Source organism: Commensalibacter papalotli (ex Servin-Garciduenas et al. 2014) (assembly GCF_000527695.1).
Lineage (GTDB): Bacteria > Pseudomonadota > Alphaproteobacteria > Acetobacterales > Acetobacteraceae > Commensalibacter > Commensalibacter papalotli.
On record NZ_ATSX01000001.1, the window covers coordinates 1308528 to 1325325 of the forward strand.

18 protein-coding genes are annotated in these 16798 nt (G+C 34.6%); 3 read left to right on the forward strand and 15 right to left on the reverse strand.

Annotated elements, in window-relative coordinates:
- Nucleotides 1-37: 37 nt before the first annotated feature.
- The 5 genes from COMX_RS10670 to COMX_RS05925 form a co-directional block, all read right to left on the reverse strand.
- Nucleotides 38-814: a Gp138 family membrane-puncturing spike protein gene (locus COMX_RS10670; RefSeq protein WP_051461907.1), complete on the reverse strand. Its 777-nt coding sequence runs from the start codon at nt 812-814 to the stop codon at nt 38-40.
- On the reverse strand, nt 811-1914 hold the full coding sequence (locus tag COMX_RS05910) for a hypothetical protein (RefSeq protein ID WP_034338089.1): 1104 nt from the start codon (nt 1912-1914) through the stop codon (nt 811-813). Before COMX_RS05910 ends, COMX_RS10670 begins: the two co-directional genes overlap by 4 nt.
- The gene (locus tag COMX_RS05915) at nt 1914-2231 is read right to left on the reverse strand and encodes a phage baseplate plug family protein (protein WP_034338091.1); all 318 of its coding nucleotides are present in this window, start codon (nt 2229-2231) and stop codon (nt 1914-1916) included. Before COMX_RS05915 ends, COMX_RS05910 begins: the two co-directional genes overlap by 1 nt.
- Nucleotides 2232-2247: 16 nt before the next feature.
- Nucleotides 2248-2940 (reverse strand): phage baseplate protein, encoded by a 693-nt coding sequence (locus tag COMX_RS05920; RefSeq protein ID WP_152534165.1) that lies wholly within the window; start codon nt 2938-2940, stop codon nt 2248-2250.
- 63 nt (nt 2941-3003) lie between these two features.
- Nucleotides 3004-5589, reverse strand: coding sequence for a hypothetical protein (locus COMX_RS05925; RefSeq protein WP_034338097.1), 2586 nt, complete (start codon nt 5587-5589; stop codon nt 3004-3006).
- A 108-nt stretch (nt 5590-5697) separates the two neighbouring features.
- Between COMX_RS05925 and COMX_RS05930 the strand changes: the two genes are divergently transcribed.
- The 3 genes from COMX_RS05930 to COMX_RS05940 are packed head-to-tail and all read left to right on the forward strand — an operon-like array spanning nt 5698 to nt 7153.
- Nucleotides 5698-6189: a hypothetical protein gene (locus tag COMX_RS05930; protein ID WP_034338100.1), complete on the forward strand. Its 492-nt coding sequence runs from the start codon at nt 5698-5700 to the stop codon at nt 6187-6189.
- An 11-nt stretch (nt 6190-6200) separates the two neighbouring features.
- Nucleotides 6201-6671: a hypothetical protein gene (locus COMX_RS05935; RefSeq protein WP_034338103.1), complete on the forward strand. Its 471-nt coding sequence runs from the start codon at nt 6201-6203 to the stop codon at nt 6669-6671.
- 11 nt (nt 6672-6682) lie between these two features.
- Nucleotides 6683-7153 (forward strand): hypothetical protein, encoded by a 471-nt coding sequence (locus tag COMX_RS05940; RefSeq protein ID WP_034338106.1) that lies wholly within the window; start codon nt 6683-6685, stop codon nt 7151-7153.
- Between the two features lie 286 nt (nt 7154-7439).
- Here the strand turns inward: COMX_RS05940 and COMX_RS05950 are convergent, their stop codons facing one another.
- From COMX_RS05950 to COMX_RS05995, 10 genes are all read right to left on the reverse strand, one after another.
- A complete protein-coding gene (locus COMX_RS05950; RefSeq protein WP_034338112.1) occupies nt 7440-8027 on the reverse strand; it encodes a hypothetical protein in 588 nt (195 codons plus the stop codon).
- Between the two features lie 88 nt (nt 8028-8115).
- Nucleotides 8116-8634 carry a phage tail fiber protein gene (locus COMX_RS05955; protein ID WP_034338113.1) on the reverse strand — a complete coding sequence of 173 codons (519 nt, stop codon included), beginning with the start codon at nt 8632-8634 and terminating at the stop codon, nt 8116-8118.
- 1 nt (nt 8635) lies between these two features.
- A complete protein-coding gene (locus tag COMX_RS05960; RefSeq protein ID WP_034338116.1) occupies nt 8636-10186 on the reverse strand; it encodes a DUF3383 family protein in 1551 nt (516 codons plus the stop codon).
- 173 nt (nt 10187-10359) lie between these two features.
- Nucleotides 10360-13140, reverse strand: a complete 2781-nt coding sequence (locus tag COMX_RS05965; RefSeq protein ID WP_034338119.1) for a hypothetical protein — start codon at nt 13138-13140, stop codon at nt 10360-10362.
- A gap of 135 nt (nt 13141-13275) precedes the next feature.
- On the reverse strand, nt 13276-13635 hold the full coding sequence (locus tag COMX_RS05970) for a hypothetical protein (RefSeq protein ID WP_034338121.1): 360 nt from the start codon (nt 13633-13635) through the stop codon (nt 13276-13278).
- A 187-nt stretch (nt 13636-13822) separates the two neighbouring features.
- Complete coding sequence (locus COMX_RS05975; protein ID WP_051461908.1) at nt 13823-14617, reverse strand: LysM peptidoglycan-binding domain-containing protein; 795 nt, start codon at nt 14615-14617, stop codon at nt 13823-13825.
- Between the two features lie 222 nt (nt 14618-14839).
- On the reverse strand, nt 14840-15253 hold the full coding sequence (locus COMX_RS05980) for a hypothetical protein (protein ID WP_051461909.1): 414 nt from the start codon (nt 15251-15253) through the stop codon (nt 14840-14842).
- 169 nt (nt 15254-15422) lie between these two features.
- Complete coding sequence (locus COMX_RS05985; protein ID WP_034338123.1) at nt 15423-15986, reverse strand: hypothetical protein; 564 nt, start codon at nt 15984-15986, stop codon at nt 15423-15425.
- 10 nt (nt 15987-15996) lie between these two features.
- Nucleotides 15997-16440, reverse strand: coding sequence for a DUF4054 domain-containing protein (locus tag COMX_RS10675; protein ID WP_051461910.1), 444 nt, complete (start codon nt 16438-16440; stop codon nt 15997-15999).
- The gene (locus COMX_RS05995) at nt 16437-16796 is read right to left on the reverse strand and encodes a hypothetical protein (protein ID WP_051461911.1); all 360 of its coding nucleotides are present in this window, start codon (nt 16794-16796) and stop codon (nt 16437-16439) included. The genes COMX_RS10675 and COMX_RS05995 overlap by 4 nt, the downstream gene beginning before the upstream one ends.
- Nucleotides 16797-16798: the final 2 nt, after the last annotated feature.

Here is a 16798-nt window from a genome sequence, read left to right on the forward strand (position 1 = left end):
GAATTAATTTAATTATAAGAATTAATTATTTTAAAAATCAAGTTTCTTTTTTCTGTGGCGATTTTTCAGAGGCTATAGGTCCTTTTGTCGGTAGACCCTCTTCAATGACTTTATGCACATGTGTTGAAAAGGCAATTGTACCAATTGTCGCGTCACCGCTTATTGTTGCATCTTTACCAATCGTTGTATTTCCTGTGATTTCTACATCACCTTTAAGAGTAATTTTTGTAGACTCTATTGTTAAATTATTATTTTTAATAGTAATATTGCTTGATTTTCCACCGCTACCAACAGCAACATAAACACTATTTTTTGTTACTTTGATACTTGTGGCATCTTTGCCTGCATCAACATTTCCATCATTCCCTATTGTCGGGACATTGATTGATACAGCATCTTTTGTTATTTCCATGTATGTCTTTGGCTCTTCATATAACAAAGACGCAATATACATACCATCAGACATAGAATGTTTTCTTAAACTTGCAGGTTTTGCTTTTCCTTTACTTTGCACGACATCAGAAATGTCGCGGGATGCAAAAACAACCAACCCTTTATCACCGACTTTTGGCTTAATAATTAACCCATACTCCCCCCCTTGCAAACGCGCATAGGGAATACCACTAATAGGAGCGTGCTCTACTGCATTTCCTTCGTTATCCAGCATATCAATCATTGGTGCGACATCAACGGTATGATTATCATAAACTTGAATAACAGTAACTGGCATCGCAGTCGAAACACTGCTTAACGCATTATCAATAATACCAACCAAAGTATTTAGGCTGCTATTCCCTTTATTTGGATTCATCATTGCTTTTTACTCAACTTTGCTTTTTCTTCTTCAGATATTTTAGATAACCCTATTGTTGTTGTCCAAGCACCATTGGGCGTAAAACAAGAAAGTTCATGTCGCATAGAGATCATATATTTCCATAAACCACACGCAGGTTCATAAACTGACTTAACCTCAATCTCTTCACCATATAAAAGATCGCCAGAAAATATAGAGCGTACAGTGATACCATCATTAGCATAAGCAGGATAACCAACCATTCCCGTCGCATTTGAAAATAATCGTGTTTTCATTTGCTTTATTTGTGTTTTGTTACCTGAACCTGATTGCGCCAATGCTGCATTCAAAGACATATGCATTGGCCAGATATATACTGTTCCGTTTTGTACACTAAATCTTATATGTGCATCATTCGTACATTGACGAATTTGTTCAATCACATCTCCATGATAATTCGAATTATTTAGGGTCGCAGTAACCCCACAATCTTTTAATATTAAATATAATGGACTTTCAGGAGTTAACGATAATTTACTATGATAATTATCAATAATAGATTGAATGATCCCTGCTACAGAGCCTTTACCTCTAAAAGAAAGAGATTTAGCTGGATGTAAATTTAACCCTGCCAAAGCCATTGCTCTTACATGAAAAACCACATCAGGCGCAGAACCATAATCTGTATATGCAACACTGATCCCTCCTTGAAATACTTTGGTAAAAACAGGGTTATCAGGATTTCCTGAATCATTACTGGCATAAACAATTAATTGATTGCCATATCCTTTTTCATTTTTTTGATATTGTCCTAGTGTCGTTAACTGGTTTGCTAGCGTTTCATCCATGTTATAAATCGTACAGTCACACTCTGGTAAACTGGTACCACCATTATAACTGATTGAAACAGTAGCTTGCAAACGTTCAATAGTGGCGATTGTTGACCCTTTTTTTAAACCTGTTTGTTTATCTATTTCTGATTTTTTTTTTGAAAAATAAATTTGTTTACCGTTTTGATCTACACCACCAACAAACTCGAATTTAAGATAACGTTTTACAAATGAATGATGATGTATATTAGGTTTTGCAACAAAGTAATTTAAATCTGTACCATTAACCATTACATTCCTGCTCCATCATCATCTCCTTCTGCTAAATAATATAATAAATACCGAGAACCAAAACCTGTATAAACAGGATGCGTAAAGCCTTCTTGATCGACAAACATTAAATCTCCGGGAAAATTTAAATATGCAGAACGCACCAAACGCACCCGATCCAGACATAATATCCCTGTTAATACGGGATCAACCCCATCATAAATATCTAAAAAAACACCTGCTTCACCTTTATCAAGCAAACGAAAATTATAAGCAATCCCACCTAAATTAGATGAGAATTCTTGAGCATCAATAGAGTTAAGAGATATGATTTTCATGATGATTATTCTTCTTTTATTGTTTTTTTTTGGCGGCCTGAATTTGACTGCCACTAGGTGTATTTATTTCCAGCTGCCCTTGAGCTTTAGAGTTATTATAAGTATCAGTAGCGCCACTTAACTCCACTGTATTGAGCACAACCAATATTTCTTGGAATGTAATTTGATATTGCACCATTTGAGTACCTTGGCTAGGACTGCGATTAACAGAATATCCCGTAATCTTGATATTTTTCATAGTGCGCTCTGCAGTATGCAGCTCATATAAAGTCGTTGTACTTTGAGCTGTTTCCAAAGCTGTTTCAAAAAATTTACGTTGTTTTTCAGTCCCTGTAGAAACATAAGTAATTTGACCTTGTCGAGGTTGTTCAACAAGGTTGTAAGCCATCGTTCTACCGCCCTTTATTTGACCATCTGCGCTTTTACTGCTTTCAACAGGGGCTGTCGTAACATTATAATTTTTACTATAATTTAATGCAGTCACTCCACTTTCAGTTGAAGTATCTACACTTAACACCTTGAAATATTTTGCTAACCCTTGTAATTCGTCCGCACTTAATCCCTTTTCGTAAAACGCATTCCCTCTAGCATCAAAAATACCAAAACGGGAATTCGCATTAATCAGTTGATTCAGTGCTTTCCACCCAGCACTTTGTGCGTAGGAACTCAACACATTCCCTACCCCTATTTTTGCCATCTGGCCCTCCATAAAAAAAGCACCGTAAAAGTGCCTATTTAATTTATTCATTACCCACTAAAATTAATTAAAATACTACTTAACTGTTGCCCTTTGCTCATATTTTCTATCTCCCATTCCACTCCCACATGTATGACGTTTTAATTGTTCACAAACTTGTTGTGCAATTTTTATTGGGTCTCCACTGGGTGGATTAACTGTAATTTTTACATCATATTTATAAGTATTACTCAAATTTTCTATATGAGAGCAGTCTTTACCCATTTTTACATCAGCTGCTGTAGGATTTTTACCGATATGTTGTTTTCTTTTTGCATCTAACTGATGGGGCTGTTTATCACCTGTTATACTTACTTCATTTACTTGCTGATAGGATTTGCTTACCTGCGCCGCTGGACTATTTAAATTAGTCTTGGGCATCCCTCGTTGTGCTTCAGCTGGAGCAGGGATTACACTTTTATTTTTCCCCTCTGATACTGTCTGATTTTTACTGATCTGTCGTTTTCTTTTTGTATTTAGCTGATTGGGCTGTTTACCAACTGTTATACTTACTCCATTTACTTGCTGAGACGGTTTGCTTATTTGGATCGCTGGGCCATTCAAATTAGTCCTTGTCATCCCCTGTTGTGCTTCAGATGAAAAAGAAATAATGGTTTTATTTTTTCCTTCTGATACTATCGAATTTTCATTGATATATTGTTTTCTTTTTGCATCTAACTGATGGGGCTGTTTACCACCCGTTATACTTACTTCATTTACTTGCTGAGACGGTTTACTTACTTGGGTTGCTGAACTATTTAAATTAGTCTTTGGCATCCCCTGTTGTAATTGAGATGAAGAAGAAATAACGCTTTTATTTTTCCCCTCTGATACTTTCCGCTGATCGTTATTTATGTTCTTTTTGAAATTATAAACTTCACTCGATAAATCCTGCTCATTTTGCTTTCTTTTTGGTCCCCAATAATCCTCTTGCCATTGTGATTTTACAGCATTATCTACACCCCATTGAATATCATCAAAAGAGCCTTTTAATTTTTTGCCAATATCTGCAACCATCTTTCCTTGAGCAGTAAACAACCCAATCTCTAATGTTTTCGGATCCACATCAACCTTATATCCTGACCAAGCCTCTAACTGTTTAATTTTTTCCTGATTACCAGGGGCTCTTAATTCATTCACACGCTTCGTAAGATCCTCTAACCTTTCCCCTGAATTTCCAACGACTTTTCCTTGCTTATCACGAATATCAAATCGAAACATTTCATTATTATAATCGACATTCCAACCTTTTTTTTCTTTTAAGTAATCTAAGGTAACCTGATTTTCTTTTTTCTCTTTTTCACTATTGGCAAGCAATAACTTTTCTTTTTGCTCTTGAAGAGTATATTCTGGTGGTCTTTCACCATAAGGTTTCATTGCATAATTCAGAGCATTAGCCTCTGTAACCATTAATAACCCCGTAGCTTTGAGCCCTTCAACTGTTAAGCTCAAATTTTTTGCAAAATCCGACATCCCCTCACTGGCTTTTCCAGCACTTCCACCTAACCCTTCAAACATAGGGGAAATACCCCCCAGTGATTGATTCATAAAAGCTAGAGTTTTATTGAAATCATCAACCCCACCATAAATTGCGGCTGCTTCATCAGGGTTTCTGAACATCTTCTCTGATGCTTCTCTCAGTGCATATTCTTGAACACCAGAAGATCTTGTTACACCACCTTGTTCAGTAATGGTTACATTGTTTTTATAATCACTTTGTGCATCAACAAAATTCAGATTTGAAGGTAAATTTCTGTTTGATTCCTGTGCATGTTGCTCTGCCATCCAAACAGGATCATGCTCTCTTTGATACCGAAAACTTTCACTGGTGAAATCACTTCTTCTTTGACCTTCCAATACTTTAACTAAAGAACTGGTCATATAGGCAAAAATATTGGCATCTTTACCAAAATAATCTTGTCCAGCAGCCACAGCCTCTTTGTTTCCTGCCGAATTTGCTTTGGACATTGCCTCAATTAAAATAGGAATTAATGCTTTGGTATCTTGTGCCCCTGAAATCTGTTTTAAAATACCATGATCTTGTTGATATAATGCATTGATCATTGGAATTTTTAATAAAGCATTCTGATCATTTTTAACATCAAGAATTGCCTTACTTTTTTCCTGAAAATTATCTGCATGTTCAGCATCCACACCAAACTTACTTGACATATACCGGTTAAACATTAATTCTTCATAACTCACCCGCATCGCAGTAGCCGTATTATTATCTGCCTGCATTGTTTGTGAAACCGTCATCGGCGTTAGTTTAGAAACAATTTGTTTAAGCGAAATATTGAACTCTAAAAATGCAGCATTTTGATCTGCCAGTAATTGAATATAATTCTTTTGTAAATTAATTTGCTGTTGAGAATCTGCAACCCCTTTGTTTTCTGCTTTTTGAGAAAAATCGTCATTTACCAGACGTTTTACAATCTCATCAATATTTTGTTCATAAAGGGCAAATAATTTATTGATATGGTTATATGCATTCGTTACGGTTTGATCTAATTTTGCAATAGAGGCAGCTAACTGTTTTCCATATTCCAAAGTATCAGAGTTAATTTCTTGATGTGTTGGAATTACTCTGGGAACAGATGTGTTAGAAGATATATCGGCCATAATCCTATCCTGTTTTTAATAAATAAATGCATCATTGCGATAGCTTGTCAAAAATAATAAAGTGAAATAAAGTGAAAACAATTTGTTAATGTAATAAGGCTTCGTAAAGTGAAAAAAATCATCTTTCTTCTACCCCTCCTAACTTTTCCCTTCTCCGCAATGGCTCAATCAAAACCAGAGAGAGCACCCGATGCCTATATTGAAGCAACGGAACAACGTTTTTTTCCCATTTTATGCAAAGAGGGATTAAAGGGGTTAATGAATGAAGTTTATGATTGTTACCAACATACCAAAGATAATGATCCAAAATATCTACAATGTATGATCGCCGATGCTTTTGTATTTAGCATAACTTCTAAAGTAAATAAAAAAGCTGAAGATCTTGGGCAGCCTATACCTTTTGATGCGCCATTCTTTACACAAGAAAAATGGACTAATCGCATAAGAAAACTTTTAACTTTACCACAACTAAGTGGTTATCCAAGTAATGAGCGTACCCCATATCTCGTTAAATCAACAAATGAATTTATACATGCCTCAGATGCAATGAACGCCGATCCCAAGAACAGCTGTATAACTAAAACTAAACCTGTTCAATAAAGCTATATAAAATGAAAAAAATCCTTTTTCTTCTATCTCTCCTAACTCTTCCCTTCTCCGCTATGGCTCAATCAAAACCAGAAAGAGCACCCGATGCCTATATTAAAAAAACTGCAGAACGCTTTTTTCCCAATTTATGTAAAGACAGCTTAGAAGGATTAATGAACGATGTTTATGATTGTTACCAACATACCAAAAATAATGATCCACAATATCTGCAATGTATGATCGGAGATACTTATGTATTTGCTGCTGTTTTCAAAGCAAACCAAAAAGCTGCAGCTCTTGGACGTCCGATACCTTTTAATGTACCATTCTTTTCGCAAGAAAAATGGGCTGAACGCACAGGAGATCTAATCAGAATACCGCAATTAAGTGGCTATATATTGGGAGAGCGCACCCCTTATCTCGAAAAATCAACAAAACAATTTATTGATGATATTAACATAATGTATGCAGATAAAAACAATGTCTGTAAATAAAGCTATATAAAATGAAAAAAATCCTCTTTCTTCTACCCCTCCTAACCCTTCCCTTCTCGGCAATGGCTCAATCAAAACCAGAGAGAGCACCCGATACCTATATTAAAGAAACTGCAGAACGCTTTTTTCCCAATTTATGTAAAGACAGCTTAGAAGGATTAATGAACGATGTTTACGATTGTTACCAACATACTAAAGATACCGATCCAAAATATCTGCAATGTATGATCGGAGATGCTTATGTCGTTAATGCTGTTTCTAAAGCTAACAAAAAAGCTGCAGCTCTGGGACGACCTCTCCCTTTTAATGTACCTTTCTTTTCACAAGAAAAATGGGCTGGTCGTTCAGGAGACCTAGTCACTATACCTCAATTAAGTGGCTATATATTGGGAGAACGCACTCCATATCTTGTCAAATCAACAAATAAATTTATTGATGATATTAACATAATGTATGCAGATAAAAACAATGTCTGTAAATAAAGCTATATAAAATGAAAAAAATCCTCTTTCTTCTACCTCTCCTAACCCTTCCCTTCTCGGCAATGGCTCAGGATAAAACAATCCTTTTGCTATATTAAACTTTTCATACATTATTAAGCCCATGAACATCGCTAATCTCGCTGGGCATTAATTTTCGCCTGTTCCATAAGAACCAGTTCATTGTAATTATTAACCATAATGATTTCCAAGAAATCATATAAGTCTTGTATTCCATAAATAGTTTTTAGCTCGTTTAATGTAGCAAAGCAAGAACTCACCACTTGCCCTATAGCTTGGGGGATGTTGGGGGTGTATCGGATAACTGATCGGTCTGAGAGTCCATTTGATTGATAAATTTGCTCAAGTGACGCTTGGCGCCGCTGGTAAAAAAATCAGTATGAAGTTTAAATGCCTCCCGTTTTAATCCAAAAATAGTACTTGCTTCTTCAATATATTGGGTTGGATTATTTAACACTGGTTCAGTCATCTGAGTTTGCCCTGGATTTAAATAAATCGAGCAACATTGTAGCAAAGGATCACTGACCACACGTAACTCATCGTAAGGCAGTTGAAAAAACATAGATGCAAAGTAAATTGCAAGACTTTCTGTTGCTTGATTGATCGCAGCTTTACCTTCTTCACGTTCTTCAACCACTTCCTCAAGAGATTTATCTTCATTCACTTGTTGAACATAGGAATAAACCAATGGTAATAATACTGACAAATCTTGGGAGGTTGCATTACGTAAAATCGCATTAATCGCGCGTTCTGCCCAGCTTTCAGTATCAAAAGCGGACATTTCTGTGATTTTAAAAAGTTTACCTTGGTCTCTGCCTTTTTCTTCAATTTTAATGTCAATTGAACGACGTGCCATCTATCTTTCTCCAATAAAAAAGGCACCTGTTACAGTGCCTTTCAATGTTATGTTATAGTTTTACAATTAATAGCCTAAAGACTATTAATTAAACTTCCAAAACTGAATCCACTGATTCAAAACGAAATTTACATGCAATCGGTTGTAAGATTTTTGCGTGAGTAGGTATTGATTGCCATTCTATCCAGTAACCATTATTCAAGCTGAACGTTTTTCCTTGTGAAGGAACAATCATAGTACCGTTAAACTTCATGGCTTCACGTTGAACCTGCATAACTTTTGCCAATGCCTGCAACGTTGCCAATGAATCAGATGCTGCAATAAAAGTAATGGTTAATTCGACAGTATTTGCAGTAGCTAAATATCCACCGTATAAATTACCTTCCATTGATGTTGCTGTTTCAACCATCGTTTGATGAGAGAAACTGAAGGGATTATCAGAGGTCATTCCCTCTAAACTCAAAGGAACCCCTACCAATGGAGATACAAACCCTGTTGCTGTTGATCCCAGACCCACAGCATCTGCTGCTGTATTATTCATCCAAGGATTAGACGCAATTAATGTTAATTTTGTATTAATTGCCGTAATTGTTCTATTTGCTGCCATGTTACTGAATCTCTATGCTATTCATGTTAATTTGTTGAACGGATTGTCCATCGGTATACCAAAAATTAATCGGTGGAGAATTACGTTTTACTCGAGTTTGCGGAGAAACACGTTCCATATCCACTTTGAGGTAATAACCTACCGTTGTAATACTGTTGATTTGCGACTGATTTAATCCTGCTTGTTTAAGCTGTTGAATTTGTTCATCAGCCAAAGCAACACCTGGGCGAACAGCACCAAAATTCATATATTGATCAATAGCAGGTTTAATCGCTGTCGTTAAAATTCCTTTACCATCTGTATTATAAGGAATTTGCCCTCGAGATAGCAAAGTCATAACAAAATAATATTGGAATTGTCGGCGTATCCAAACTTGGCAGAACCAACTATCTAACCAAATATATTGTCCTGAAATACGGCCTTCATACATAAAGGTAAAGTTACTCGTTGAAGATGCCCACACACCATAAAAATTATAACCTTTATCTTTTAATGTTAATGCTTCTTGCTCGTCAAAAACATTAGCAGTTAATAACGAACTACGTCTAAATGCAGCCGTAAAACGTCCATCTGTTTTGGTTAAATCCCACGCTGCAGGATAACCTGCAATAAATGCGCATAAATTAGGATTGTTATATACACAAACAACACCTTCATAATTACCGTTTTTAACTATGTCAGAAAGTATTAACTTCTTATCTTTATCGTATGTATCATTTAAAATAACACAGACATCATCTTTGGTAGAATTAGCCCACTGTGCAAGTTCTAATTTTTCAGCTTCACTGCCCTCCCATGTTAAAAAAACAGAACAGAAAGATAAGTTTTTTTGTCGTAACTCATCTAATAAACTAGAAAGATTTGGTGCATTACTTCCTGCACATAACAAACCATTTGTAAGCTTTAATTGATCAGCCAAAGTTCCTGATACACTAATATGATCTCCTGTAGTTTTACTATTAATAATCATAGATTGCGTAGCTTCAGAATAAGTTACAGATCCCTCAGGGTCTGATCTAGTATTTGTATTTGTATTTGTATTTGTATCTGTATCTGTATCTGTATCTGTATTAATTATAGATACTGGAGGATTTTGATCACCAAATATTGCTGAACTTAAAATACTAGCTGCATGGCTAAAACTGGTTGCGCCACTTAAATCAATTTTTTTTACATTTGATAGTTGTTCATAATTAAAGCTAACATGAATATCATTTGAAAAGTTACGCAACTGTTCCAATGTAACTTTTTGTAAAGATCCACCAATTAAGCTTGAAGGTGTAGTTTCTTTAAAATATGGAGCAATATATAATTGTTCAGCAACACGATCTGAGTTTGTAAAACCAGAAAAATAAACACTAGCCAGTTTATATTCTTCAGACTTCATACCAAAAATTATACCAACTTGATTTGCACTGGTAAAAGCTGTTGTTTGCCCTGCTGGGACACCAACATTTTGGGTTAACATTAACCCAAACAGGTTGTTTCCATTATTCCCGACGTCTAATACGCCAGGATTAATCTTTACAATATTATTTAAAGGTATAGACATAAATTTCATAATCCTTATTTTATTTTTGGATTGTTATTTAAATAAAAGGGCATATTCATATGCCCCTAGTTTCTTGACGGGCTTTATTTTTCCCGTAATTTTTGATGATTATTCCAATAAAAAAGACATCTAAAAAGATGCCTGACCTAATTATGAATAATATTTATAAATGGTTAAAAATCAGATAATGCTACGCGTTTCCATTTATTAGCCGCTACACAAACATAATGGTAATTTGTATCATCTTTAAACTCACCCGCATTACAAGAAACGGTCGATGATGAAGGAGTAGAAAGCTGCCCTTGAAAACTCTTCCCTATAAATTTTGAGGCTGAAATTTGATTACTGACACCAACATTACCTATAAATTTATAATTATTTCCATAATGGTTATTTGTGAAGTAAACAGTATTCGCATCTAGTTGATTTTTCCATGAATCGATTTTTGCATCGCGGTTATAAAAAAAATTAATATCTAAATTATTAGTATCAGTACTATTGGTTAAAAAACGAATGGAACCTGTATTGGATAACAATATAAATGGTGAGTATACTTGTTTACTATTAATATTAGCAGTTACCTCTTTATTTTCATTTAACCCAGCAACACCATTAGCAATATCAATATTGGATTTAGGTATAGCTTTTTCTACTTTATCAATAGCATCATTCACAGATTTACCATTAACACTCAACTTGTTAATTATATTTACGTTATTATCTTTATCAACGATTAACCCAAGTTTAGTATTTTCCCCTTGACCAGAACCAAGTGCAATACCACCTTTATAATTTAACGGATCAAAAATCACTTGCCCCAATACAGAGCAAAGAGTTTTATCTTTTATATTTTTATCATTACATGTTGGAGAATGATTATAGGCCAACGAATTATATGCTGGTGATTTTGTTGCTCCAAAATGTAACGAATAATTTGCTGCAGCTTTACCCATTGCAGTTTTTGGATTATCATTAGACATATATGAAAACAGCTGATATGTATCCCCTCCTGGAATCATAGCAGAACCCAAAGCACTTATAACTTGCTCTTCATTGTTATTTCTTAATGAATCCTTAGTCTGACCCCAGCTAAAAACAGAAAAACCAGCATCTGTATCAACAACTTTTCCTCCACCTTTAAAAACACCATCAACTTTTAAACCAATTGGCATATTATTAAACCCAGCCAAACGCAACATGTAACTACCTGTTGCGAAAAGTTTCGATCCACTGTGACCCCAGGTCATAGTTAAACCTCGTGTAACAACTTCACCATTATGATCATTAGGAATCCAAAAATCCCACTCATTATCATAATCTCTTGTAATAGAATCAGGTGCTTTCGTATAAGATTGTAAAGAGAAAGAATTGAAATTTTTCTTTGTTAAACCAAGGAATAATGTTGGTTTACTGTATCGATGATAGTTAGTGTTATAACGATCCGTATCAGTACCAGGATACTTATAACGTAACTGATAGTCATATTGGTCATTTGTATGAATTGCATCCTTTATATTCCCTGGCGTGCCAGCGGTTCCAGTCTTAGAAGCATCATTTAATGTTTTCCAACCTCCTGACTGCCCTGTTCCTGGATAATAATAAGTTTCTATGTTTATAACTGAATAATCAGCAGTTTCAGATCCACCAGCTTCATATCCATAATAATAATTTGGCATATCAACATTTGCAGCATCTTCATTATTACCACCTTCAGTACTATGCATACCATTAGCAATATTGGTCCACAAAGCCATCCGTGAGTGAATAAGAGCAGCCTCTTTAGCGCTTAGTTTAGGATAAATTTTTACATTTGAATTTCCATATTCTATAGCATAAGCAGTACCATCAGAAGAATAAAATTTAATATTTACGTTATCTGTAGTTGTCAAAGAATTTGCTAACTTGTAGTTAATCGGCAATTCAACAATAGTAATATCTTTACTTGCGTCATATACCCCTGGTGTTACTTTGACAGGTATTATTTTCCCCTGTTCATCAACCAAAGCTTTCCCTTCTGCATTTAATACATTAACACCATCCATTTCACAACGAGCTTGTCCACTATCATAACCAATACCACATCCAAATGTTCCTTTAACCTGAAAAGTATTAGCACCAGAAGCCTGTGCTACAGCTATTTGATAATCATTTCCTGTAACAACATAAGATCCATCAGAATTTTTAACCAGTGTATTTCCACCAATGACATCTAATGGTGAATTATCAGTTGTACGAACATCCATATTAATAGCCTCTGTTTCTCCTGCACCACCACGATGTGACGATTGAATACCAGCCATATTCGTAAATTGATAACAACTTCCACCCAAGTCTCCTCCACCTGTTGTTTGACAAGTAGCTTTAATACCAACATATCCGTTTCTGGTTCTTCCACCCATTTGCAATGTATTTCGCCGAATATATTGGTCATCGGGAATAAAAATTAAGGGTAACTCAGTTTTATCATTATACGATGAAATATTCTCATATTTACCTGCTATTGCAAGATTTGCCTTATTAATAGCAGAAAATACACTTTGATTTTTTAAGATTATATCGCCTGTAGTAGCAACACTGCCATTAAACTTATACTTATTACCATACTTGTTATTGGTAAAGTAAAATGTATTTGCATCTAATTCATTACTCAGATTATCCTTATTACCAGCATCACGGTTAAAGAACATATCTATTTCATTGTTATTGCTATCAAGACTATTTGTAACAAACCGTAATCGATCATTTTTCTTGTTTAACTGAACACCATCTGTTAAAATTTTGCTATTGTTAACATCTGCTGTTATTTGCTTACTGGCATTTAATCCTGCCACACCATTAGCCGCATTAACTTGAGATTTTGCCACGTAATCTTCTGCTTGCGCAAAAGAAGACATAAGGCCAGCACAAACCACCATAAGGCTTGTACTAAGTCCTAATATTCCTCTTAAATTCATTCTGAAATTCCTAAAAAATTATAGTTATTATAAAGTGTTAAAAACATGTATTTTAACCATAAAAAAACGCAATATATTTACTATATATTGCGCAGCATAAATTTGATTAAATTGTCTATATTGATATGAGATATCTTATAGTTTTTCTTGGTCTTTTCCCTGTATTGTTTTTTGGGCATCACAATAATAAAAAAGAGCCCCCATAATAATTGCAACTGAAGGTGCTAAAGAAAATAAACAAGCATACATTGTAAATTTATCTAGGGCGGATGGAGTAGATATTTCTGTTACTGAAGAAAAATACCAATATGCTATCCCTAATTCTATTAGAAATACAATTAAAAAAACTATAAAAGAGGGTAGTTTACGAGCCTGGGCAGAAGCTTCTTGTAAGGATTTTGAAACTGAGATCAATAATGTCATAACGACACCAATTGCAATAACAAAGCCAAAACTGCCCACTATTCCTGCTTTTAAAACAATTACTAAATCCATAAACAACCTACTGATTTTAAATAAAAATTATTAAAAAGTCGCAATATAATTAATCAAGTATCATTTAAATATATATTTACCTTTAATTAATTAAACTATATTTTTTTTAAATTAGTTTAAATTTCTTAAAAATATCTTAATCACTTGCCTACAATATCAAATCTAAATCAATTCTGGTTATAACGAATTAATAAACTACTTTAAACCATGAAGACTCTATATTTTGGAAAGCATAACGTAATTTTTGCCGATATCGATAATCACCTTTAGCATTATATTTCCTTGCAACACTAGAAAACGTCATTGGCACCCAACCTTTAATAGTTTTTTTTACAGTTGCTGTTTTATATCTAAGTTTTACACCCATATGTAAATTACACTTATTGATTCCTGGATTTAATTGCTTAATAATTCCAACTGTTGTTTGATGTGTCACCGCAATTTTATTTAAACTATCATCTACTTTGATAGTTACAATATGTTCCTTGGCATCATTATCTACGACGGTTTTATAACCAATTTTCGCATGTCGCATTAACAGATAAGCTACACCTGCTTGAATATTTAACTGTGGATTATAACGTATTTTTTCTTTATTTTTAATGGTTAAGTTAGATACATATTCAGGAGGAATAACTAACTCTGCACCTTCACTTTGAATACGAAAATTACCATTCTTTAGGCGTATTTTTTTAAGATGTAACAATGCTATTAATCCAGCATCTCCATGATTACCAATTTGCATAGGACGATATCGCCACGCAGAATGTTTATGCCCGCTTTCGATCCATATCATTGCCTTGACCAAACGCCAGTCTAAATCATGATAATTTGACTTTGGATATTTATTTCCAAGATAGCGATTAAACACCTCTACGATTTGACGAATATCAGCATCATATTGGTTACGCATATCCGTTGTTTGATAAAAACTATCTGGCCAATGAATATACTGTGTTGCGGGCATGTCATAAGAAGACATGTCCAACCCTTTATTATAAAATTAAATTTTTTTTTATAAATTAAACAATAAAAAAGGCTTTTACTCGTTTGTAACAAACAAATTAAAAGCCTGCGTTCAAAATATATAATTTTGTAAGTCAAATACAATTATCTATTATGTGATTAATATAGCATCTTTCATCAAAAGAGACAATCTATAATTTGACAATTTTATTACTTTCACCGTTTTTTACAAAGGAATTTAATCTACGTAATCTTCAAGCACAGCATCATCATCTTCTGGTTTATCAAGCTGCGCAACAACAGCAACTTTGCACCAATCAGAGTTTTCCCATGCCTCAAGACGCTGTACCACTAACCAACGCCTCCCATAAAACTCTAATAAATCACCCCCTGCGCCACGCACACGATCAATGCCAAAAGCTTGCCCGTTGACATACACAACTTTGCGCTCACCTTGTTGGTTTAAAAAATGAGAATGGCTCAGTTTATCTCCTGGAACAGATTGGATTTGCAGCTCAACTTGAATAGGGTCTTCGTAAATCGGCTTTTGTTGAGTTCCATCTAACTCATACCCTTTTGACCGATACAAAGACCCTATAATATTGGGGTTAACCACCCCAATCATTCCTCTGACTAAATCATGAAGCTTCATGATGGTGTCTTCCCTTTTTTCTTGATTCATCCTATTTTAAAAATAATGCAGAATTTTTAAAATAAGATGAATAATTATAAATAAATACATATTTACAATTATTCATCATTAATAAATGACTAAAATTAATATATTAAAAATACTGATAAAATATTCGATTTGAAATCTATTATTTTCTATTCATCACAAAAACAGACCCATTTAATAAAGGTGGCCAATTTTTATGTGTTTTTAAAAAACTGTTCCATACAGGTCTAGCAATCTTAGTAAAACCAACATTTTTGTCTTGCTTTGCCTTATCTTGATCTGACATATCATTGATACCGCGCAATAATATTTTATTATTGCCAATATTCACAACAACCCCATTGGGAAAACGACAACCAATTACGATATAATCTTGATTATCTTCTTCAATTATGGATACGGTTTTATGAATATCTGAAATTTTATTATGAACTTCAGATGTCATTAATTTATCAATAGGTTGAAAATTATCTATATCAACGTTATTTTCAGAAGTTTCTTCTTGCTCAAAGCAAGCATTTTTCAAACTTAAAGATGTACGTAATAAACATTCTGTTTCAAGTTGGTCAGTATCGTCCTCTTCATCAATCAAATCCCCATCAACCGCAGCAGAGGTTTTGTCTGATGCTTTAAGTTTTTTAACTTTGACCGTTTTTTTAACTGAAGCAGCTTTTTTTCTTGTAGGTTTTACCTTAATATCAGTCATCAACTGTTCCTTATGGAAAAATTCTTAATCTTGGATCGGGAATAGGTCGAATATAAAATGTGCTGCGATATCTTTTGCTAAGCGCCCAAAATTCTTGACCATATCGGGTCTGGGACAGCCAAGGATCAATTTTTCCAATGCTGCCTTTGGTATCGACAGACATAGAAACGCTGCCCTCTGAAACAGAAGAAACAGGCCCCATCAATTGGTCACCATCTGCGGTTTTCTTTTGTAATAAAACCAAATGGGAAACCAATAAATTTAATAAAATACGACGCTCTTTTGGACAGCAGACAACCCCTTTACTGCTGGGGTTGAAATAAATTGCAGCACGCTCTGCAATTTTTTGCACATTATTAGGTCGAAAATAACTTTCCAATTCTGGAAAACTTGCTGCCCATTCCGACCACTCAAAAACGACTTCCCGATCCGTTACTTCGGATCGTTCACTCATTCCACTTGTCCTGCTTTGACTTGCTCTAAAGAGTTGGGTAATTTAGAAGGATTAATCCGTTCTAAACCGCTTTTAAACTCTGATTTTTCATCGGCTTCATCTAACAAACGTTTCTTTTTATCAGATGCAAAAATCAGACCCTTTTTAATAGGCTCGAATTCCTGATGATCCTTGATCCATGCTTCCCAAAAATCACGAGGAACTTTGGTTAATCCGACAGACTTTGCAGGGGCCGTAAAAAAAGGCGCTTCAAGGCGCCCACTTTGCATTACTCCATTTAATTTTACACGCTGTTTACCAACATCTAAATAGATCCCGTGCGGTAACTTGCACGCAACCAATACATCATCACTCATTC